The sequence below is a fragment of the Frigidibacter sp. ROC022 genome, assembly GCF_024723735.1.
Classification (GTDB): Bacteria; Pseudomonadota; Alphaproteobacteria; order Rhodobacterales; family Rhodobacteraceae; genus SLM-1.
Genome location: NZ_JANQDU010000003.1, coordinates 1 through 21,031, shown reverse-complemented (window position 1 = coordinate 21,031; position 21,031 = coordinate 1). Strand labels below are relative to the sequence as shown.

Below are 21,031 nucleotides of genomic sequence, written 5' to 3'. Positions count from 1 at the left end.
GCCGCCTATCTGCCGCGCCAGACCGGGGCGCGCTTTTCGCGGAAGGCGGTGACTCCTTCCTCGGAATCCTCCGAGTTCAGCGCCGCGATCAACGCCGGGTGGCTGTGGGCACGGGCCTCGCGCGCGGTCAGATGCGCGGTCTGGCGCAGGGTGGCCTTGATCGCCCGGACCGAAAGCGGTGCGCAGCTCAGGACATCGGCCACCCAGGCATCGACCTCGGCATCCAGCGCATTGGCGGGGGCGACGGCATTGACCAGCCCGTACTGCATCGCGTCGGCGGCCGAGAGCATGCGCCCGGTCAGCATCAGTCCGGCAGCGATGTTGCGCGGGATCAGCCGTTGCAGCGCGACCATGCCGCCATCCAGCGGCAGGCGGCCGACCTTGGCCTCGGGCAGGCCGAAGCGGGCGGTCTCGGCCGCGATGACGATATCTGCGCCCAACACCATCTCCATTCCGCCGCCGAGCGCCAACCCGTTGACCCGCGCGATCACCGGCACGGTCAGGCTCTCGCGCAGCGCGATGCCGCCGAAGCCGTTCGGGTTCAGCCCGGCCCAGTAATCGAGCCCCGAAGCCCCGCCGGCGGCCTTCATGTCGGCCCCGGCGCTGAAGGCCCGGTCCCCGGCACCGGTCAGCACGATGCAGCGGATGTCGTCGCGGGCTTCGATCTCGGTCCAGATCCGCTCCAGTTCGACCTCGGTCGCCGGATCGACGGCGTTCATGCGTTCGGGCCGGTCGATCGTCACCCGCGCGACATGGTCCTTCACATCGAACAGAACGCTCATTCCGCCGCGCTCCTGTTGCCGGGCTTCAGGTTGAACTCGCGGATCAGCTCCTCGGTATGCTCGCCCAGTTTCGGCGGCAGGTGCCGGACCTCGACCGGGGCCTCGCTCAGATGCACCGGGTTGCCGATCAGGGTCAGCGGGCCCAGGAACGGATGCTCGATCTCGACCAGCATCCCGTTCATCGCGGTCTGCGGATCCTCCAGCGCCTCGCCGAGCGAGCGCACCGGCGCGCAGAGCAGGTCCTGCGCCTCCAGCCGTTCCAGCCAATAGGCGGTGGTGTTGGTGGCGATCCGCTCGCGGAAGGTCTGCTGCAGGAACGACTTGGCCTTCCGCTGATGCGCCAGGGTCGGATATTCCGGCTCGAGGTTGTCGATCTCGAGCGCCGCACAGATGTCGCGCAGCGGGTTCGACTTGAACGCTCCGACCAGGCAGACCGCGCCATCGGTGGTATCGAACACCCCGGTCAGCGGCATCGCGGCCCAGTTCAGCACCTCGCCGTGGGCGTTCCACTGCGCGGCTTCCTGCATCTGCATCGCCAGCATCGAGTCGTAGAGCGAGACCGAGACCTTCTGCCCGCGCCCGGTCTTTTCGCGGGCCAACAGCGCCGCCATGATGCCCTGCACCAGATGCATTCCGGCGGTGTAGTCGCAAAGCGTCGTCGGATAGATCGACTTCGGGATCGAGGGGTCCTGGGTCTTCTCCATCACGCCGCTCATCGCCTGGGCAAGCACGTCCTGGCCGCCCTTGTGCGCATAGGGGCCGGTCTCGCCGTAGCCGGTGCCCGAGGCGCAGATGATGCGCGGGTTGATGGCCGAGAGCGCCTCGTAGCCGAAGCCGAGCCGCTGCATCACCCCGGCGCGGAAGTTGTCCACCACCACATCGGCCTCGCGCACCATGTCCAGCACCATCTGCCGGCCCGCCTCGGACTTGGTGTCGATCTCGATCGAGCGCTTGTTGCGGTTCAGCGAGGCGAAGACGGCGTTGTTCATCGCCTCTTCCGAGGGTTCGCCGAAGAAGTTGCGCGACAGATCGCCGGCGCCGGGCCGTTCGATCTTGATCACATCGGCGCCGAAGTCGGCCAGTACCTGGGTCGCGCAGGGGCCCATCATGACCTGGGTGAAGTCCAGGATGCGGGTGCCGTGCAGCGGCAGGGTATTGATATCGATGGTCACGGTCAGGCCTCCGCTTTCTCTTCCACCAGCGCATTGGCCGAGGGCACGTCGCCCGGATCGGCACCCTGCGCACGCATCTGTTTCTGGATCGCCCGGGCATCCACGTCGCGCAGCGCCGAGCCGGCATTCAGCGCCAGGGCCACCGCAACACCGGCCGCCTCGCCCTGGCTCATGCAGGGCGGGATCTCGCGCGACATCTTCTGGGCCTCGCTCTCGACCGAGTAATGCCGTCCGGCGACGATCAGGTTGTCGACCCCCTTCGGCAGCAGCGCCCGGTAGGGCGTGTAGTAATCGCGGCCCCGGCAGACACTGTCTGCGAAATGCCGGCGGCTCTTCACGTCGTCCTTGGTGACGACATACTCACCCTTCAGCAGCCGGGTCTGGCGAACGCCCATCTGCTCGGCGGCGCCCAGCATCTTGGCATTCTCGAAACCCGGGATGTTGTCGCGGGCGAAGGCCAGCAGGTTCATCATCCGCTCGCGGCCTTCGTATTCGGCGGCCACCATGTCCTCGGGCGACAGGCCGTCGTAGCCGGGCATATGCGGGCAGTTGCACCAGACGATCCCCGGCAGCGGCGTCTTCAGCCACCACATCCCCCATGCGCCGCCGATGATCCGCCGGGCCTGGCGGTCGAGCTTCTTGTATTCCTCGGGATTGGCATATTCGAAAGCCTCGGCCGCATCGGTATCCACGTCGCAGAGCCGGAACACCGTGGTGACGATATACTGGCCCTGGATGAACTCGGCCCCGGCGGCGCTGGCCACATCCAGATCGCCGCTGGCGTCGATGACCATCTTCGCCCGGATCGCCTGGCGGCCGAGCTTGGTCTGGCAGACCACACCGGTCACGCGGCCATCCTCGACCAGCGCGTCCGAGAACCACGAATGCAGCCGCAGGTTCACACTGGCCTCTTTCACCAGGTCGAGACTGACCCGCTTCCAGGCGTCGGGATCGAAGGCGACGGCATGGATGATCGGCTGCGGATGCCCGGTCTTGTGAAAGTCGATGCAGCCCCAGCGGGACCACTTCTGCCACATCTCCATGCTGGTCAGGCAGTCCTCGGGCGGCGGAAACACCGCGCCGTCCTGGGCCGCCATCCGGTCGACGAACTCGTTGACCACCCCGGTGGTGACGACCTCGTTGCCCTCGTTCACCATGTCGTCGAGCACCAGGACCATCCCGCCCGAGGCCATGCCGCCCAGGTGGTGATAGCGCTCCAGCAGCGTGACCGAGCAGCCGTTGCGGGCCGCCGAGACGGCGGCGCTGACCCCGGCCGGGCCGGCGCCGACGACCACCACATCGGTGTCGGCGACAACCGGAACCTGCTCGCTCTTCATCGTGACGTGATCGGTGTTGCGTTCGGTCATCGGGCAAACTCCTGCGGTTGCGCGGCGCGTCCTTCGGGACGGCGCGCGGATTTCGGTTACGGACGGACAGTTCCTACCAGCGGATCACCAGCCGCTCGGTCAGGGCGACGGCCGCGAACAGCAGCACCGACAGACCGGAGGACATGAAGACCGTGGCGTAGAGCAACGGAGAGTTGAAGTTGAAGGTCGAGTCGATGATCAGCGCCCCCAGCCCCAGATCGGCGCCGACCCATTCACCGACGATGGCACCGATGACCGATGTCGTCGCGGCGATGCGCAGGGCCGAGAACAGGAAGGGCAGCGACGAGGGCAGCCGGATCTTCCAGAACACCTCGGCTTTCGAGGCCGAGAGGATCCGCGCGAGTTCCAGCGCCTGCGGGCTGACGGACTCCAGACCGCGGACCATGTTCACCAGGGTCGGGAAGAAGCAGATCAACGCCGCGATCACCACCTTGGCCGTCAGGCCGGGGCCGAAGATCAGCACCAGGATCGGCGCGATGGCCAGGATCGGGATCGTGTTGACGAAGACCGCGATCGGGAAGAAGGCGCGCTCGATGTTGCGGCTGTGGACGAAGCCGATGGCAATCAGGATCGCCGCCATGTTGCCGACGAAGAAGCCGGACAGGGCCTCGATCAGCGTCGGCCAGAAGTTCATGATCAGCACGTCGGACTTGGCGACGAAGGCGCCGGCCACGTCCGAGGGCGCCGGGGCGATATAGGTCGGCACTTCGAAGAAACGGACACCGGCCTGCCAGAGCAGGATCAGCGCGACCGCGGTTCCCACCGGCACCGCGACAGAAACCACGCGGCGGCGGCGGATGGCGCGGCGCTCGGCCTCTTCGTAGTCTGCGTCCGGGGATAATGTATCCAGAGCGGCCATCAGCATGTCTCCAGAAGTTCGCGCAGCCGCGCCGAATAGCGGGTGAACTCGGCGGTGTCGCGCATCGGGATGGTGCGGGGTTCGGGCAGGTCGATGTCGATGACCTCGCGCAGCCGCCCGGGATGGGCGGCCAGCATCACCACCTTCTGCCCCAGGAACACCGCCTCGGCGATGGAATGGGTGACGAAGAGGATCGTGGTGCCGGTCTCGCGCCAGATTTCCAGCAGTTGCAGGTTCAGGTGGTCGCGGGTCATCTCGTCCAGCGCGCCGAAGGGCTCGTCCATCAGCAGCAGCTTCGGCTGGCAGACCAGCGCCCGGGCGATGGCAACCCTTTGCCGCATCCCGCCGGAAAGCTCGTGCGGCAGGGCATTCTCGCGGCCCTTCAACCCGACCAGTTCCAGCAGTTCGCGCGGCGAGCGGTTTCCGACCGGAAGCTCGATCCCGCGCTTGCGGCCGACTTCCAGCGGCAGCTCGACGTTCTTCAACGCCGAGCGCCACGGAAGCAGGGTCGCGTCCTGGAACACGAAGGCGAATTCCCGCGCAAGCCGTGCCGCTTCGGTCGTCTTGCCGAAGATCGACACTTCGCCCGACGCCGCCGGTATCAGGTCAGACACCAGCCGCAGCATCGTCGACTTGCCGCAGCCCGAGGGGCCGAGGATCGTGTAGAACGATCCCGCCTCGATTTCGAGCGACAGGTTGTCGATCGCGGTGAAGGACCCGAACCGGACCGAGGCTGCCTTCAGCGAGGCCGCGGCGGGCGCGTGCATTGTGTCCTGCGCGGTCATCTCGCTCACCCGTAGTGCGGGCGGACGTCGGCGGTCGCTTCCAGCACCGACAGCGTCATGATGTCATCGACGTTCGGCGGGTCCGACTGGAACTGACCCAGGGCCGCATAGGTATCGATCTGCCGCTGCCAGTTCTCCTTGGTCATGGTGCCCCAGCCGTTTTCGCGGGTGTGCTCGTCGAAGGAATAGGCATTCACCAGATCGACCGTCGCCATTTCGTTGTCGCGGTCCATGTTGGGATAGCGTTCCAGCAGGTATTCCACCGCTTTCTCGGGGTTGTCATGGACATAGCCCCAGCCCCGGGCGCTGGCGCGCAGCATCGCCTCGACCTTGTCCGGGTGATCGGCCAGCGTCGAGTCGTTGACGTAATAGGGGTTGGCGTAGAGTTGCACCCCGGCATCCCACAGCGACAGATCGACCCGCTGGTCGCCCAGAACCGCAAGCGCGCTGGTGTTGGTCTTCCAGCCGGTCACGACATCGACCTGGCCGGTCATCAGCGGCGACATGTCAGCGCCGATCACCTGCACCTCGACCTGATCCTCGGGGATGTTGTTGGCCGCCAGCAGCGCCTGCAGCAGGATCCGCGCGGTGCCGTTGGTTCCGACCTTCTTGCCGATGAAGTCCTGCGGCGTGCGGACCGGGTTCTTCTTCAGCGAGAAATAGGTGAACGGGTGCTGCTGATAGCCGACCGCGATGCATTTGATCGGCAGCCCGGCCGAGCGGGCCAGCATCAGCGAGGGGCTGGAGGAGATCGAGCCCAGATTGGCCTGACCCGAGGCGACCGAGGCGACGCCGTCGATATTCGGCCCGCCGGGCACGATCTCGAGGCTCAGCCCCTCGTCGGCATAGAAGCCCATCTTGTCGGCGGCGATTTCGCCGAGGATGCCGTTCGATGCCAGCCAGCCAAGCTGCATCCGGACTTCGTAAAGGTCTTGAGCGCGGCCGGGGCGGATACCGATCATCGTGCCGCCCAATGCGGCGCCGGTGGCCGTCAGGAACGCGCGGCGGTCAAGGGAAGCGGGCGTGCGGGTCATAGGTTATCTCTCCAGTCGGAATTGGGTTTTTCGGGACTGCGGCCCTTCTGACGTGGCCCTGATACTTGACTCTACGGTGACCGGGGGCGATGCAAGAAGAATAAACCCCTGCCAACGGTGAGGCATTTTTTGCATCACCCCTCCGATCCGTGCAGGACCACCGGGGCCGGTAGATGCACTCGATTTTCCTGAAATATTTCGACGAGGTCGCCCGCCAGGGGTCGATCCGCAAGGCGGCCCTGGTGCTCAATGTTTCCTCGACATCGGTCAACCGCAAGATCCTCAGCGTCGAAGACAAGCTGGGCGTATCGCTGTTCACCCGCACTCCGGAAGGCGTCGAACTGACCGCCGTCGGCGGTATCCTGCTGGAGCACTGCCGCACCACCCTGCACGACTACAACCGGGCCAAGGTGCTGATCGACGACGCCCGTGATCTGCGCACCGGCCATATCAACGTCCACACGGTCGATTCCGTGGCGCTGAGCGTCCTGCCGCAGGCGATTCGCAAATTCAGCGACGCCTTCCCCGACATCTCGATCTCGGTGACCACGGCGCAGCCGGACGAGGTGATCCAGGCCGTTGCCGACGGCAGTGCCGACATCGGCATCAGCTTCAGTTTCGAATCCCACCCCGACGCGCGGGTCCTGTCGGAAAAGTCGGCGCCCTTCGGCATCCTGGTCCGGCCCGATCATCCACTGGTCGGGCGCAGCAGCGTGCGGATCGACGATATCGCGCCCTACCGGATGGTGCGGACCATCGACGCGCGCGGGCGCAATTCGATCATCGACCAGGCGATCGCCTCGCTGGCCTCGCCGCTGTCGACCCATATCTTCACCAACATGCTCACCCTGGCCAAGCAGATGATCCTCGATAATCAGGGCATCGGGCTGTACACCAAGATAGGCTTCTACGATGAGATCATGCGCGGCGAACTCTGCTTTGTGCCCCTGATGCAGGAAACCCTGACCAATGTCCGGATCGGGGTCTTCGTCTCGGCCACCCAGGGCATCGACCCGGCGAAGCGGCTGCTCTGTGCCGCCGTGCAGCGCACCATGGCGCCGATGCGCCTGGACAACTGAGATGGCCGGCGCCGCTCCGCGTCCGGGAATCGACGCGACGGCGCTCTTGACAGTTGCCCGGCCATCCGTTGTGTCACTCTGGCTTGCGCTACGGCAAGCGTTGTTCGCGGCCCCAGGCCGACATGCCCGAAGAAAAGGCAGGAAACCCTTGATTGGTCAGGTTCAAAAGCCCCGCACAGTCCGACGCCTGATGCGGCATGTCGCCCGTTCCCTGATGCCCGGCGCGGTGGCGCTGCTGGCACTCGGCCAGGGCCCGGCCACGGCACAGGAGCCGCTGGGCGTCGAGATCGTCACCGCCCATGCCACCCCCGACATCCGCAACTATTCGCTGACCGGAGAACTGCAACCACGCGAGACCCTGCCGGTCGCCTTTCCCGCCAGCGGGCGCATCGCCGAGGTGCGGGTCGAGGTCGGCGACCAGGTGGCAGCGGGTGATCTTCTTGCCCGGATGGAATCGGTGCAGCAGGAACAGGCGGTGCGCGCCGCCGAGGCCGGCCTGCTGACCGCCGAGGCCGACCACCGTCAGGCGGTCGCCGACCTGTCCCGCTCCGAGGCGCTGCTGGAGCGCGGCGCGACCACCCGCGCCGCCCGCGATGCCGCCGACGATGCCCTGCGCGTCGCGGAAGGCACCCTGGCCCGGGCCCAGGCCGAGCTCGACCAGGCCAGGAAGGCGCTCGCCGATACCGAGCTTCTGGCCCCCGCCGCCGCCATAGTCACCCAGCGGAACGCCGAGCCGGGCCAGGTCGTCGGCGCTGCGCAGCCGCTCTTTGAACTGGCGCTGGATACCGGGATCGAGGCGATCTTCGACGTGCCCGAGGTGCTGCTGACCGGCGACATTCCGATCGGAACGGTCATGCTCAGCCGGCTCGACGATCCGCAGGTCCAGTTCGCCGGCACGGTCGAGAGAATCTCGCCGCTTGTCGATCCGGCGACGGGCACCGTCGCGGTGACGATCTACATTCCCGACCCGCCCGAGGGGCTGAACTTCGGCGAGGCCGTGCGCGGCACCGCCTCGCTGGTCGCCAGCGACCGCATCACCCTGCCCTATACCACCATTTCCGCCACCGCGGCCGGCCCCGCTGTCTGGCAGGTGGATCCCGAAACGATGCGGGTCAGGCTGACCCCGATCCAGATCGAGCGCTACGAGAACGGCCGAATTGTCCTGTCCGGCGGGCTCGAAGAGGGCGCGCTGGTCGTCGCCCGCGGGGCACAGCTGATGTATCCCGACCGACAGGTGCGGAAGGTGGAGGTGACGGAATGAGACCGTTTGCGATCCTGCTGGCCTGCCTGGCCGCCCTGCCGGCTCTGGCCGAGGACACCGCGCCCGAGCCCGTGAAACGTCCGGTCATGTCGGTGATCGTCGGAGAGCAGACCGGCCTGCCGCTGTCCTATGTGGGCTCGGTCACCGCCAGCAGCGAGGCCGACCTGGGCTTTCCCCTGATCGGAACGATCGTCGAACGCGGCGTCGATCTGGGCGACCAGGTGGCCGAGGGCGACGTGCTGGCCCGGATCGACACCGAGGATCTCGATGCCGATCTCCGTTCGGCCGAAGCCAGTGTCACCATCGCCGAGGCGCAGCGGCAATCGGCCAGCGATGCGCGCGACCGGGCCGCCGAGCTGCTGGCCCGCGAGGTCGGCAGCGAGACCCGGCTGGAAGATGCCGAACGGACGCTGGTGGCCGCCGAGGCGGCGGTGGAACAGGCCAAGGCGGCGCTGGCGCGGGCGACCGACCTGCGCAACCTGGCGACCCTGACCGCGCCCTTCGACGGCGTGGTGACGCAGATATTCGCCGAGCCGGGCGCCACGCTGTCGGCCGGAGAGCCGGTCCTGCGCCTGGCCGCCACCGGCGCCCGCGAAGTCGTCATCGACCTGTCGGAAAGCGACGCGGCGCTGCTGAAGCCGGGCACGAAATTCACGGTCGTACTGGACGCCAACCCCGACGTCACCGCCACCGCGATCACCGACCGGATCGACCCGCTCGCCGAACGCACGACCCGGACCCGGCGCGTGCACCTGCGGCTGCAGGACGCGGCGGACGGGTTCCGCCTCGGCGCGCTGGTCCATGTGGTGCCCGAACTGGCCGCGGACAGCGGCATCCTTCTGCCCGCCGCCGCGGTGCTCGAACCCGCCTCGGTCTGGGTGATCGACCGCACCACCGATACCGTCGGCCTGCGCCAGGTCACCCTGGGCGAGCGTGTCGGGACCTATGTCATCGTGACCGACGGGCTCAGCCCCGGCGACGAGGTTCTGACCCATGGAATCCACCTGGTTGAGGACGGGCAGCTTGTCGGCCCGCGCGTGTCGGAATGAAGAGCTTCAACCTGTCCGACTGGGCGCTGCGGCACCGTTCGCTGGTCTGGTTCTTCATGCTGGTCTCGCTGGTGGCGGGCGCCCTTGCCTATGTCGAGATCGGCCGCGAGGAAGACCCGAATTTCGCGATCAAGACGATGATCGTCTCGGCCGCCCTGCCCGGCGCCGACACGCAGGAAACGCTGACCCAGGTCACCGACCGGATCGAGAAGAAGCTGGAGGACCTGGACGAGCTGGACTTCACCCGTTCGGTCACCCGGCCGGGCCAGAGCATCGTCTATGTCGAGCTGCTGCCGACGACCAAATCCTCCGAACTGCCGATCATCTGGCAGCGGGTCCGCAACATGATGGAGGACATCCGTTCCGAGTTTCCCGCGGAATTCGCGGGCTTCGTCTACAACGACAGTTTCGGCGATGTCTTCGGCAACATCTACGCCTTCACTTCCGACGGGTTCACCCCGCGCGAGGTCCGCGACTATGCCGAACAGGTGCGGCGCGATGTGCAGGCGCTGGACGATTCCGGCAAGGTCGAGATCTTCGGCACGCGCGACGAGGTCATCTATCTGGAGTTCTCGACCCAGCGGCTGGCCGCATTGGGCCTGAACCAACAGCAGGTGCAGGCGACGCTGGCGGCACAGAACGCGATTGTGCCCTCGGGCGTGATCAAGGCCGGGCCGGAACGGATCCTGGTCCGCATCGGCGGACAGTTCTCGGGCGCCGAAAGCCTGGAGAAGATCAATCTCCGCGTCGGCGACCGCTTCTTCCGGCTCACCGACGTGGCCGACATCCAGCGCGGCTACGAAGACCCGCCCGAAACCATGTTCCGCTACAACGGGCAGGAAGCGGTCGGCCTTTCGGTGGGCATGAAGGACGGCGCCAACATCATCGAGTTCGGCAAGCATCTGGACGAGGTGATCGCGGCGGCGCAGGCCAAGCTGCCGATCGGGCTCGACATCCATCAGGTCGCGGACCAGCCGCATGTGGTGGACGAGGCCGTCGGGCATTTCCTGCGGGCGCTGCTGGAAGCGGTCCTGATCGTTTTGGCGGTCAGCTTCCTGTCACTGGGCGTGCGGGCCGGGCTGGTCGTGTCGCTGACCATTCCGCTGGTGCTGGCGATCACCTTCGCCATCATGCAATATACCGGCTTCACCCTGCAACGGATCTCGCTGGGGGCTCTGATCATCGCCCTGGGGCTGCTGGTCGATGACGCGATGATCACCATCGAGACCATGATCACCCGGCTGGAAAAGGGCGAGACCCTGACAAAGGCGGCCTCCTATGCATGGACCTCGATCGCCTTTCCGATGCTCTCGGGCACGCTGATCATCGTCGCCGGCTTCATTCCGGTGGGGCTCAACAACTCGGCCGCGGGCGAGTTCACCTTCTCGCTCTTCGTCGTCATCCTGATTTCGCTGATCGTGTCCTGGATCGTCGCGGTTCTCTTCGCGCCGCTCCTCGGCGTGACCTTCCTGCCCGCCACCATGAAGCACCATGACGGACAGCCGGGTGCCATGCGGCGGGTCTTCCACGCGGTGCTGCGCCGGGCGATGGACCACCGCTGGATCACCATCACGGTCACGGTGGCGGTGTTCGGCGTCTCGCTCTACGGGATGCGGTTCATCGAGAACCAGTTCTTCCCCAGTTCCGACCGCCCCGAACTCATCGTCGACTTCAACCTGCCGCAGAATGCCTCGATCACCGAGACCGCGCGGCAGATGGACCGGATGGAGGCCTATCTGGACGACAACGAGAACGTGCTGTTCTGGTCCTCCTATGTCGGGCGCGGTGCGCCCCGGTTCCTGCTGGCCTATGACGTTCCGACACCGGGGCCCAACACCGGCCAGATCGTCATCCAGACACCTTCGGTCGAGGCGCGCGACGCCCTGCGCGCGCAGCTGAACGAGATTTCGGAACGGGAGTTCCCCGGCATCGACATCTTCGTGAAGCTGCTCGAGATCGGGCCGCCGGTCGGGCGTCCGGTGCAGTATCGCATCTCGGGCCCCGACCCCGAGACCCTGCGCGACCAGGCCCGCGCCCTGACCGCGCTGATCGCCACCGACAGCCGGCTGGACGATATCGTGATGGACTGGAACGAACCGGCCCGGGTGGTTCGGGTCGACATCCTGCAGGACAAGGCCCGCCAGCTGGGCATCAGCCCGCAGGACATCGCCATCACGCTGAACGCGATCTATGACGGAACCAGCGTCACCCAGCTGAGGGACTCGGAATACCTGATCGACATCCTGGCCCGGGGCGATGCCGAATCGCGGCAATCGGTCCAGGCCCTGGGCGAGTTGCAACTGGCCGGCACCGGCAACGCGATCATCCCGCTGCGCTCGATCGCGACCTTCAGCTATGACACCGAGGCGCCGCTGATCCATCAGCGCGACCGGATGCCGACCATCACGGTCAAGGCGGCGATCCGCACCTCGGATCAGCCGGCGACCATCGTGGACGATTTCTCCGACCAGATCGCGGCCTTCAACGCCGATCTGCCCGAGGGCTATCAGGTCGTGGTCGGCGGCACGGTCGAATCCTCGGCCGAGAGCCAGGCGCCGATCATCGCCGTGGTCCCGCTGATGCTGCTGGTCATGCTGACTCTGATCATGATCCAGACCCAGAGCTTCCGGCTCGCCTTCGTGGTGATCTGCGTCGCCCCGCTGGGCCTGATCGGGGTGGTGGCGGCTCTGCTGCCCTCGGGCGCGCCGCTCGGCTTCGTGGCGATCCTCGGCGCGCTGGCGCTGATCGGCATCCTGATGCGCAACTCGATCATCCTGGTCGATGAAATCGAGACCCTGCGCGCAAAGGGCCGCTCGGCCTGGGATGCGGTCTTCGAGGCCTCGGACTCGCGGGCCCGGCCGATCCTGCTGACCGCCGCCGCCGCCAGCCTGGCGCTGATCCCGATCTCGCGGCAGATCTTCTGGGGTCCGATGGCCTATGCGATGATGGGCGGCATCATCGCCGGCACCGTGATCACCCTGGTCTTCGCGCCGGCGCTCTACCTGGCCGTGTTCCGGGTGAAGAAACCCGCGCCCGACGCATAGGCGCATCCGGCCCCGGCCCCGCCGGGGCCGGCGGACCCGCCGGTTTTCACGAAAGCTTCAAGAAAGCTTCACCCAACCTCCAAATCCACGCCCCAAAGACTCGCGGCGACAGCGCCTCCCGCGCTGCGTCAATCCATCATTTGGGGGCCGAGGATATGAGAAACTCGAACAGAACCGTCATTGCGGCCGGGGCGCTTGCGCTCGGCTCGATCGCGGCACCGGCAATGGCCGATGTCACGGTCGAGTTCTGGCACAGCTTCAGCGGCGCATCGGGCGATGCGCTGAACGAGATCGTGGAGAAATTCGAAGCCGCCAATCCGGGGATCGACATCGATGCCCAATACGTCGGCAACTACAACGACATCGTCTCCAAGCTGCAGGCGGCGATCCCGGCCCGGCGGGCGCCGGACGCGGTGATCATGGAGGTGACCCGCTATGGCCTGTTCGCGGACCGTGGCGTGCTGCTGGACCTGACGCCCTATCTCGATGCCGATCCGCTGAAGGACGATCTCTTCGATTTCGCCCGTGAAGTGGGGGTCTATGACGGCAAGAACTACATCGTGCCGTTCAACTCCTCGACCCCGGTCCTCTACTACAATAAGGCGATCCTCGAGCAGGCCGGCTATGACGAGGAACCGCCGCTCAAGACCTATGACGACCTGCTGAACGTCGCCAAGACCATCACCGAAAAGCTGGGCGACCAGGGCATCACGGGCATCGCCGCGCCGGGCCAGTTCGCCCGCTGGGGCCTGATCATGTCGAACGACAGCGACCTGATCGACTCGGTCACCGGGGAGATCCTGATCGACGCGCCGAACACCGTCGAAGCCTACGACTGGATGGCCTCGCTGGTGCATGAGGCCAAGGTCGCCTCGCCCGACGGCGTCACCGAAGAGAAGAACGGCCGCGACGCCTTCTATGCCGGCAAGGTCGGGCTGATGATGAACTCCACCGGCAACTACGGCGGGGCGATCTCGGCCCTGGGCGACGATGTCGTGGTGCGGCCGATGCCCTGCAACAAGGTCTGCCGGGTGCCGATCGGGGGCGCCGGGATCGGCATCCTCTCGACCTCCGAGAAAGAGGTGCAGGACGCCGCCTACAAGTTCATCAGCTACGCCGCCTCGCCGGAATCGAACGCGCTCTGGTTCTCGGTGACCGGCTACATGCCGATCAACAAGCACACCGCCGAGCAACCGCTGGCCGCCGAGGCGCTGAAGACCAAGCCGGGCATCCGGGTCGCCATCGACCAGTTGCCCTTCGCCAAGGGCCGGCCCCGCCCGCCGGTCGTCACCTGGATGCGCGCCACCGAATACGAAATGTGGCAGGCCATGGCGCTTGGCCAGCGCGGCGTGCAGGACACCCTCGACGCGTTCGCCGAGCGGACCCGCCAGGAAGAAGCGCGCACAAATTGAGCACCCTCACCGATCCGTCGGCGGTCCCTTCCGGGGGCCGCCACAGCCTGTTCCGGGCCGGGCTGCGCCGCCGGGCGACACCCTATCTGATGGTGTTGCCGCTGATGGGCTTCATCGCCGCCTTCACCTATATCCCGATCGCCGCCAGCCTGAACCTGAGCTTCCGGGAGTGGGACTTCCTGTCGCCCGACAAGCCCTTCGTCGGGCTGGACAACTACCGGCTGCTGCTGTCCTCGCACGAGTTCTGGAACGCGCTGAAGGTCACCACGGTCTTTGCGCTGATCTCGGTTCCGCTGCGGCTGCTGCTGGCGCTCGGCATCGCCAGCTACCTGGTGCGCGAGACCCTGCCCTCGCGCTTCCTGCGCGGCGCCCTGTTCCTGCCCTCGGTGACCTCGACCGTCGCCATCGCGGTGGTCTTCTCGTGGATTTTCTCGACCGATTACGGGCTCATGAACGCCGGGCTGCAACTGCTGGGCGCGCCGAAGGTCATGTGGCTGCAGGACCCGCAGCTGGCGCTCTTCGTGCTGATCCTGGTCAATACCTGGAAACAGCTCGGCTACGACATCATCATCTATATCGCCGGGCTGCAGGCGATCCCGCAGGAACTCTATGACGCCGCCGCGATCGACGGAGGCCGGCGCCGGCATGTCTTTCGCCGGGTCACCCTGCCGCTGGTCATGCCGACGACCTATTTCCTGCTGGTGATCTCGGTCATCGACGCCTTTCAGGTCTTCACCATCGTCGACGTGATGACCCATGGCGGACCGGCCGGCGCCACCGACATGCTGGTCAACATGCTGTTCCGGGTCGGCTTCACCCTGTTCGACATCGGCACCGGGTCGGCGCTGGCGGTGCTGCTCTTCGTGCTGCTGATCGCCCTGGCGCTGATCAAGTCGCGTTTCCTGGGACGGAATATCCACTATGGCTCGTGAAAACCGCTGGCTGGCCGCCCTCGCCCTGCTGGGCGGCCTGCTGTTCCTGTCGCCGGCGCTCTATTCCATCGCGGTCTCGTTCCAGACCGCGCAGAGCTATTACCAGGGCGGTTTCGACCCGACCCTGGACAATTTCATCCGCGCCATCGGCCAGTACGACTTCGCCCGCTACCTGCTGAACAGCGTGATCGTCTCGGGCCTGGTCACGCTGATCGGGCTGAGCCTGGCGACGATGGCGGCCTACGCCTTTGCCCGGTTCGACTTTCCCGGCGGCAACCTGATGTTCGCCGCGACCGTGGCGACGCTGATGATCCCCAGCCACATCACCCTGATCCCGAACTACCTGTCGCTGGCCAGGGTCGGGCTGCTGGACAGCTATGCCGGGCTGGTGCTGCCGGCGATCTCGAACGGCTTCGCGGCCTTCTTCCTGCGGCAGTACATCAAGGGCATCCCCAGGGCGCTGGACGAGGCCGCCTACATGGACGGCGCCCGCCCGATCCAGGTGCTGTGGCGGGTGATCGTGCCGATTGCCCGGCCGGCGATTCTGTCGATGGGGCTCTTCATCTTCATCGGCGAGTGGAACAACTACATCTGGCCGCTGGTCGCGGTGGGCAGGGAGGATCTCTACACGCTGCAGATCGGGCTGGCCCGGCTCTACAAGCTCAACCCCGGTGAAGGCGCGGTGGACTGGCCCCTGGTCATGGCCGCCTCGACCATCACCATCCTGCCGGTCCTGGCCGGCTTCCTGCTGATCGAACGGCACCTGGTGCGCGGCATCACCATGGGCGCATTGAAGTGAGGACCAAGACATGACCCGCATCGCATCGCATCGCGGCGGCACCCTGGAGTTCGGGGATTCGACCCCGCAGGGATTTGCAGCCACCGCCGCCATGGCGCTGGAAGAGGTCGAATTCGACCTGCACCCGACCCGAGACGGCGCCATCATGGTGCATCATGATCCGACCCTGGACCGCACTACCGACCGCAGCGGCGCCATCGCCGAACTGACCGAGGCCGAGGTCCGCGCTGCGACCATAAACTATGGCGCCGGCGGGCACCCGATCTCGCTGGCCGAGCTCTGCGCGATCTTCCGGCCCGGCCGGGTCGGCTTCCGCTGCGAGATCAAGCCCGGGGCCGACGGCCTCGCCTATCGCGATTTCGTGCCCGAAGTGGTCGCGACGCTGAAGCGCGAAGGGATGCTGGAGCGCACCGTCTTCTCGTCCTTCCTGCTCGACACGCTGACCGAACTGGGAAGCGAGACGACGCGGCCGAGGCTCTGGCTGGTCAGCCCGCCGGTCCTGCGCCAGCTTGGGCCCGCGGCGCTGTTCGATCTTGCCCGGCGCCGGGACCTGGCCGAGATCGGCCTGCATGTCGATACCGCCGACGCGGCGCTGATGGCCGGGGCACAGGCGGCGGGCCTGGAATTCGGGGTCTGGGCGGCGCATGACGCGGCTCGGATCGGCAAGGCGCTCGATCTCGGGGTCAAGGTCTTCACCACCGACCGCCCCAGCCTGGCCATCGCCCTGCGCCGCGCCCATCGGGGGGCCGGGGCATGAGCGCGATCACCCTCGACCGCATCCGCAAGACCTATCCCGGCGGGCCGCAGGTGCTCCACGACGTCTCGATGGACATCCGCGACGGCGAGTTCATCGTCATCGTCGGCCCTTCCGGCTGCGGAAAATCGACCCTGCTGCGGCTGATCGCGGGGCTGGAATCCTGCGAACAGGGAGAGATCATCATCGCCGGCCGGCGCGCCAACGAGCTGGCCCCGCAGGACCGCGACATCGCGATGATCTTCCAGAACTACGCGCTCTATCCGCACATGTCGGTGCGCGACAACATCGGCTTCGGGCTGGAACTGCGCCGGGTGCCGAAGCGCGAACGGATCGCCCGGGCCGAGGCCGTGGCGCAGACCCTGCAGCTCGGCCCCTATCTCGACCGCAAGCCCGGCGCGCTCTCCGGCGGCCAGCGGCAGCGGGTGGCGATGGGCCGCGCCATGGCCCGCGACAGCTCGACCTTCCTGATGGACGAACCCCTGTCGAACCTCGACAACGCGCTGCGGGTCGAGATGCGCACCGAGATCAAGGACCTGCATCGACAGCTCGGCGCCACCATCATCTTCGTCACCCATGACCAGACCGAGGCGCTGACCCTGGCCGACCGGATCGCGGTGATGATGGACGGGCATCTGCTGCAATTCGACACGCCCGAGGCGATCTATGACCGCCCGGCCACCCAGGCTGTGGCGGCCTTTCTGGGCCAGCCGCCGATCAACCTGCTGCCGGCGATGGACCTGCCGGGCTGGCAGGGCCCTTCGGGCTGCGTCGTCGGGTTGAGACCCGAAACCCTGACGGTCCATGCCAGCCGCCCCGCCGGGCCCGCCATTGCCGGGCGGGTGACGCTGTCGGAAATGACCGGCGCGGTGCTGGTCCTGCATTGCGATACCGATGCCGGCCGCCTGGTCGTGGCCGCGCCGCGCAGCGCGCTGCCGCCGGGGGCCGGGCCGGTCTGGATCACCCACGATCCGGGCAAGGCGCTGTGCTTCGACCAGACCACCGGCGCCCGGATCGAGACCCCGGTGCGGGCCCCGGCCAGCCGGGTGCAGGCGGCGAATGTGATCGCCTGACATCTCGCCGCCCAGCTGTCTTCAAGGCACCGGACCGGGTCACGACCCGCCGGCCCGGAGCGATGCATCGGACCCGCAATCGGCTGTTTCGTGATCCGCAAAACATATTTGTTTTCATGAATTTGATCTGGCGCATAATCCGCCCCCCGGCCATCGCCCAGAGTTGTCCGAACGAATTGAACCAGGGGAACGACGGATATGACGACCAAACGCATGCTGCATGCATCGACCGCGCTGGTCATGTCAGCGACTCTGGGGGCTTCCCCCGGGTTCGGCGGCGAGATCACGGGCTTCGACGGCACCTTCGGTGACGGCATCATCTACATCGATGAAAGCGAAAACGTGGTGGCGCCGGGGCTGAAGCCGGTCACCGGGACGCTGAACAACGACGACTTCACCTCGGCCAACGGGTTCTCGCCATCCGGCGTGGAGAACTGCCTGATGGCCAACAACGACAACACCTGCGATTCCCCCTCGGGCACCGGCAAGCGCTGGAAGTCCTGGCTTCAGGGGCCGGCAGGATTCGACATGATGTTCCTGACCGCCGCGTCGGGCGGCGTCACCGAGTATTTCAACTACGGCAAGCTGACCAACTTCAGCGGCGCCCGGGTGGCCGGGTTCAGCTTTGTCCTGGGCACCGGCTCCGGCGCCGATTTCACGCCGGTCGCGGCCGGGGGCGCCGACGGCGTGTCCTTCGACAACCTCGTCGCGGCCACCTCCAAGTCGGGGGAATGGCCGACCGTCTCGACCGGCGATCTGGAGCAGAACCCGCTGCAACGGTTCTTCTTCCCCGGCGGGCTGTTCGGTGACGGCGGCCAGGAAGGCGTCGTCGGCTTCTTCAGCACCGACCGGGCGGGGTTCGAGGTGATCGCCAATGCCGACCTCACCCGACTTGATACCGGCGTGTTCTTCAACGCCGACCATCTGGCGCTCTTCGGGGACGGCCTGCTGGACCGCAGCCGGCTGCCCGATGGCGTGTTCTGGGACCAGGATGGCGACCCCGACACCGAAGCCAAGGTCATCGCCTGGTACAACAGCGGCGCCGACGAGTGGCAATACGGCAATGTCGCCGACGATCCCGACACGGCCGGCATCGACGAACAGGCCGAGTTCCTGCAGGCGCTGGCCGATGAACTGGGCGTCGCGGTCGGCGATCTGGGCCATACCGGGACCCAGGGAGTCGCGGTTCCCGACCAGATCATGGCGCTGATCCAGGCGAGCGACGCCATGGAGGTCGCCGGCATCGAGGATATCTCGAACCTGAACCTGAACTTCTCGCTGGACGTGGGCGACATCGCGCTTGGCGGCTTCACCGTCCGGATCACCCCGCTGCTGTTCCCGATCGTCGCGGCCGCCGGCACCGACTATCAGTTCGGCGTGGCCGCCACGCTCGACGCCGCGAACATTCCCTATCTGGGGGCGGATGCGGGCTATCTCACCACGATCAGCGACATCATGGCGCTGCCGACCGAAGCCGAACAGCAACAGGCGCTGGAACGGATCGGCTACAGCTTCCTGGGCGCGCAGCGGAACCTGGAATACGAGATGGGCTCGCAGACCATCGGCAACGTGTATTTCGGCACCTCGCTGGGCAAGGGCGTCGCCTTCGGCGGACCCGCGCAGCCAGGCCTGTCAACCAAGAACGGTGACGGCGCTCCGGACGACGGCGCGGCCCGCTGGGCCCTGGCCGATGGGCTGGAGGGTTTCCTGTCGATGTCGGGAAGCACCGGGACGGTCGGCACCTCGGCCAATTCGATCGGCTATTCCTTCGACGGCTTCAACACCACCGCCGGCGTGATTGCCGATCTCGGTTCGGATATCGAGGCCGGCTTCGCGATCAGCTACAGCGAGGCCGACGCGACGATCGACGACAACCGCGGCAGCCTCTCGGCGCGCAATTTCGGCGGCGCGTTCTTCGGCCAGCGCAAGCTCGACAACGGGCTGACCCTGCGCGGCGTGGTCGGCTACCAGACCGGCGACATCGACAGCACCCGCACCATCGACGCGGCCGGGATCAGCGCGACCGCACTGGCCAGCAACACCGCCTCGGACTTCTTCGTCGCCGCCTCGGCGGAATGGATGATGCGGTTCGGCGCCCTGTCGATCGGGCCGGCCTTCGCCGGCGAGCTGCACCACATCAGCGCCGATGGCTTCACGGAGACCGGGGCCGGGCTCTACAACGTGACCATGGACAAGTTCAGCAGCGACGTGCTGAACGGCAGCCTGACGCTCAAGGGCAGCTACGACATCCCGACCCGGACCGGCGGAGTCCGGCTCTACGGCCACGCGGGCTATGCCATCCTGGACAGCGGCAGCCTTGCGGTGCCCTTCGGCTTCGGCTCGGTGCTGACCGGGACCACCTATGCCGACGGCGCCTCCTCGGGCTATTTCGACCTGGGCGCGGGGGTGAAGGCGCAGATCGGCGAGAACGCGAACATCGGCATCGAGTATCGCGGTGCGCTGTTCGATGACGACTACGAGCGCCACACGCTCCGCGTCGGGTTCGAGATGACCTTCTGACAGCGCTCTCCGCAGCACCGGAACCAGAGACTGCGCGGCGAGCAATCCCCGCGCATTCTCGTCCGCCCCCACTTCGGGACAGACCGCGACAGGCGCGGTCTTGCCCGGACGATCAATCGTATCTGGGTGGGAAATTGGTGGAGCCGAGGTCTGGCAGATCAAGCACTCCAGCGTTTCCTGAAGGTTCCTACAGTCGCGGCGCGCACAAGTTTCTTTAGGGCATAGATGCACACTCTTTCCTGCGTGTTCCGGTGGTGCTATCGATATTCTTGGTAGCAATCATGGTAGCTGTATGCCGATCGGCAAACTGACGGTTTCGAAGGTCAATCGCATTGAAGCTGCCGGCCGGTACGGGGATGGCGGGTGTCTGTATCTAGTTGTGAACTCTCAGTAGGTTGTTCATCCGATCCGGGGTTAGGCTGCAATCGACAAACCACAGCCGAGGATTCCGAAGGATGAACAACCTACTGAGAGTTCACAACTAGAGCTAATAGCCCGCGAGCTTCCCCATTCGACAGACCCATGGCGCTCCTCCGTCCGGATTGAACGAGAGCGATGGGGTGATCTCCAAACCATCGATCGAACCTGGCTACAGTATCCGAACCTGGAAGGACCCGAGGGCTTGGCGAGACTGATCGAGCAAGGGCGACTATTTGGCCAGGAAATTAGTCTGCGACTGGCCGCTGTAATCCGTGGCGAGTTCAAGTTCGCGCCCGGGCCAAAACTGACATTTGAGCAAGGACGGGAGCGAAGGTACGCGGTCAAACAGGTAGCAACGATCAGTCACGTGTATGGCATCTCGCTCGATGACGCACGGGACGTCTACTGCAGCGCGCAAAAGTCACACGATGCTGAGGGTAGGCTTCTCGGTCGAGTTCAGGAATGGGTCAAATCTGACCGCAAGGCTGCCAAGAAAGCACTGGCCAACCAAGATCTTCCGGAAAGCGAGCGTGCACACCATCCCGCTGTGCTGCTCGGCTTATGCCCTGAACTGAAGAAGGGGCTGCATAACCTTAAGAAACAGCCGTATCCTTCAGCACTCCGCAAACTTCTTGATCGGCTCGCACACGGCCCTGAGGGGTAGATCT

The 21,031-nt window shown here is 66.2% G+C and carries 17 protein-coding genes; 11 read left to right on the top strand and 6 right to left on the bottom strand.

Annotated features, from left to right (window positions below):
- Positions 1-5: 5 nt before the first annotated feature.
- From NUW50_RS11845 to NUW50_RS11820, 6 genes are all read right to left on the bottom strand, one after another.
- A complete protein-coding gene (locus NUW50_RS11845; RefSeq protein ID WP_258289347.1) occupies positions 6-782 on the bottom strand; it encodes an enoyl-CoA hydratase-related protein in 777 nt (258 codons plus the stop codon).
- Complete coding sequence (locus NUW50_RS11840; protein ID WP_258289346.1) at positions 779-1,954, bottom strand: CaiB/BaiF CoA transferase family protein; 1,176 nt, start codon at positions 1,952-1,954, stop codon at positions 779-781. The genes NUW50_RS11845 and NUW50_RS11840 overlap by 4 nt, the downstream gene beginning before the upstream one ends.
- Before the next feature lie 2 nt (positions 1,955-1,956).
- The gene (locus tag NUW50_RS11835) at positions 1,957-3,321 is read right to left on the bottom strand and encodes an FAD-dependent oxidoreductase (protein WP_258289345.1); all 1,365 of its coding nucleotides are present in this window, start codon (positions 3,319-3,321) and stop codon (positions 1,957-1,959) included.
- A gap of 73 nt (positions 3,322-3,394) precedes the next feature.
- Positions 3,395-4,201: an ABC transporter permease gene (locus tag NUW50_RS11830; RefSeq protein ID WP_258289344.1), complete on the bottom strand. Its 807-nt coding sequence runs from the start codon at positions 4,199-4,201 to the stop codon at positions 3,395-3,397.
- Positions 4,201-4,986, bottom strand: a complete 786-nt coding sequence (locus NUW50_RS11825; RefSeq protein WP_258289343.1) for an ABC transporter ATP-binding protein — start codon at positions 4,984-4,986, stop codon at positions 4,201-4,203. Before NUW50_RS11825 ends, NUW50_RS11830 begins: the two co-directional genes overlap by 1 nt.
- A 5-nt stretch (positions 4,987-4,991) precedes the next feature.
- Complete coding sequence (locus NUW50_RS11820) at positions 4,992-6,020, bottom strand: ABC transporter substrate-binding protein (protein WP_258289342.1); 1,029 nt, start codon at positions 6,018-6,020, stop codon at positions 4,992-4,994.
- A 173-nt stretch (positions 6,021-6,193) separates the two neighbouring features.
- Between NUW50_RS11820 and NUW50_RS11815 the strand changes: the two genes are divergently transcribed.
- The 11 genes from NUW50_RS11815 (at position 6,194) to NUW50_RS11765 (ending at position 21,027) form a co-directional block, all read left to right on the top strand.
- Positions 6,194-7,099 carry a LysR family transcriptional regulator gene (locus tag NUW50_RS11815; RefSeq protein WP_258289341.1) on the top strand — a complete coding sequence of 302 codons (906 nt, stop codon included), beginning with the start codon at positions 6,194-6,196 and terminating at the stop codon, positions 7,097-7,099.
- Positions 7,100-7,289: 190 nt separating this feature from the next.
- Positions 7,290-8,360: an efflux RND transporter periplasmic adaptor subunit gene (locus NUW50_RS11810; RefSeq protein WP_258289340.1), complete on the top strand. Its 1,071-nt coding sequence runs from the start codon at positions 7,290-7,292 to the stop codon at positions 8,358-8,360.
- Positions 8,357-9,409, top strand: coding sequence for an efflux RND transporter periplasmic adaptor subunit (locus tag NUW50_RS11805; RefSeq protein WP_258289339.1), 1,053 nt, complete (start codon positions 8,357-8,359; stop codon positions 9,407-9,409). The genes NUW50_RS11810 and NUW50_RS11805 overlap by 4 nt, the downstream gene beginning before the upstream one ends.
- Positions 9,406-12,453 (top strand): efflux RND transporter permease subunit, encoded by a 3,048-nt coding sequence (locus tag NUW50_RS11800; protein WP_258289338.1) that lies wholly within the window; start codon positions 9,406-9,408, stop codon positions 12,451-12,453. The genes NUW50_RS11805 and NUW50_RS11800 overlap by 4 nt, the downstream gene beginning before the upstream one ends.
- A gap of 155 nt (positions 12,454-12,608) precedes the next feature.
- On the top strand, positions 12,609-13,865 hold the full coding sequence (locus tag NUW50_RS11795) for an ABC transporter substrate-binding protein (RefSeq protein WP_258289337.1): 1,257 nt from the start codon (positions 12,609-12,611) through the stop codon (positions 13,863-13,865).
- A complete protein-coding gene (locus NUW50_RS11790) occupies positions 13,862-14,797 on the top strand; it encodes a carbohydrate ABC transporter permease (protein ID WP_258289336.1) in 936 nt (311 codons plus the stop codon). The genes NUW50_RS11795 and NUW50_RS11790 overlap by 4 nt, the downstream gene beginning before the upstream one ends.
- Positions 14,787-15,596, top strand: a complete 810-nt coding sequence (locus NUW50_RS11785; protein ID WP_258289335.1) for a carbohydrate ABC transporter permease — start codon at positions 14,787-14,789, stop codon at positions 15,594-15,596. Before NUW50_RS11790 ends, NUW50_RS11785 begins: the two co-directional genes overlap by 11 nt.
- A 10-nt stretch (positions 15,597-15,606) precedes the next feature.
- Positions 15,607-16,353, top strand: coding sequence for a glycerophosphodiester phosphodiesterase family protein (locus NUW50_RS11780; protein WP_258289334.1), 747 nt, complete (start codon positions 15,607-15,609; stop codon positions 16,351-16,353).
- The gene (locus NUW50_RS11775) at positions 16,350-17,423 is read left to right on the top strand and encodes an ABC transporter ATP-binding protein (RefSeq protein ID WP_258289333.1); all 1,074 of its coding nucleotides are present in this window, start codon (positions 16,350-16,352) and stop codon (positions 17,421-17,423) included. The genes NUW50_RS11780 and NUW50_RS11775 overlap by 4 nt, the downstream gene beginning before the upstream one ends.
- A gap of 198 nt (positions 17,424-17,621) precedes the next feature.
- The gene (locus tag NUW50_RS11770; RefSeq protein WP_258289332.1) at positions 17,622-19,943 is read left to right on the top strand and encodes a choice-of-anchor F family protein; all 2,322 of its coding nucleotides are present in this window, start codon (positions 17,622-17,624) and stop codon (positions 19,941-19,943) included.
- Between the two features lie 622 nt (positions 19,944-20,565).
- Entirely contained in the window at positions 20,566-21,027 is a 462-nt protein-coding gene (locus tag NUW50_RS11765) for a hypothetical protein (protein ID WP_258289331.1), read from the top strand.
- Positions 21,028-21,031 lie beyond the last annotated feature (4 nt).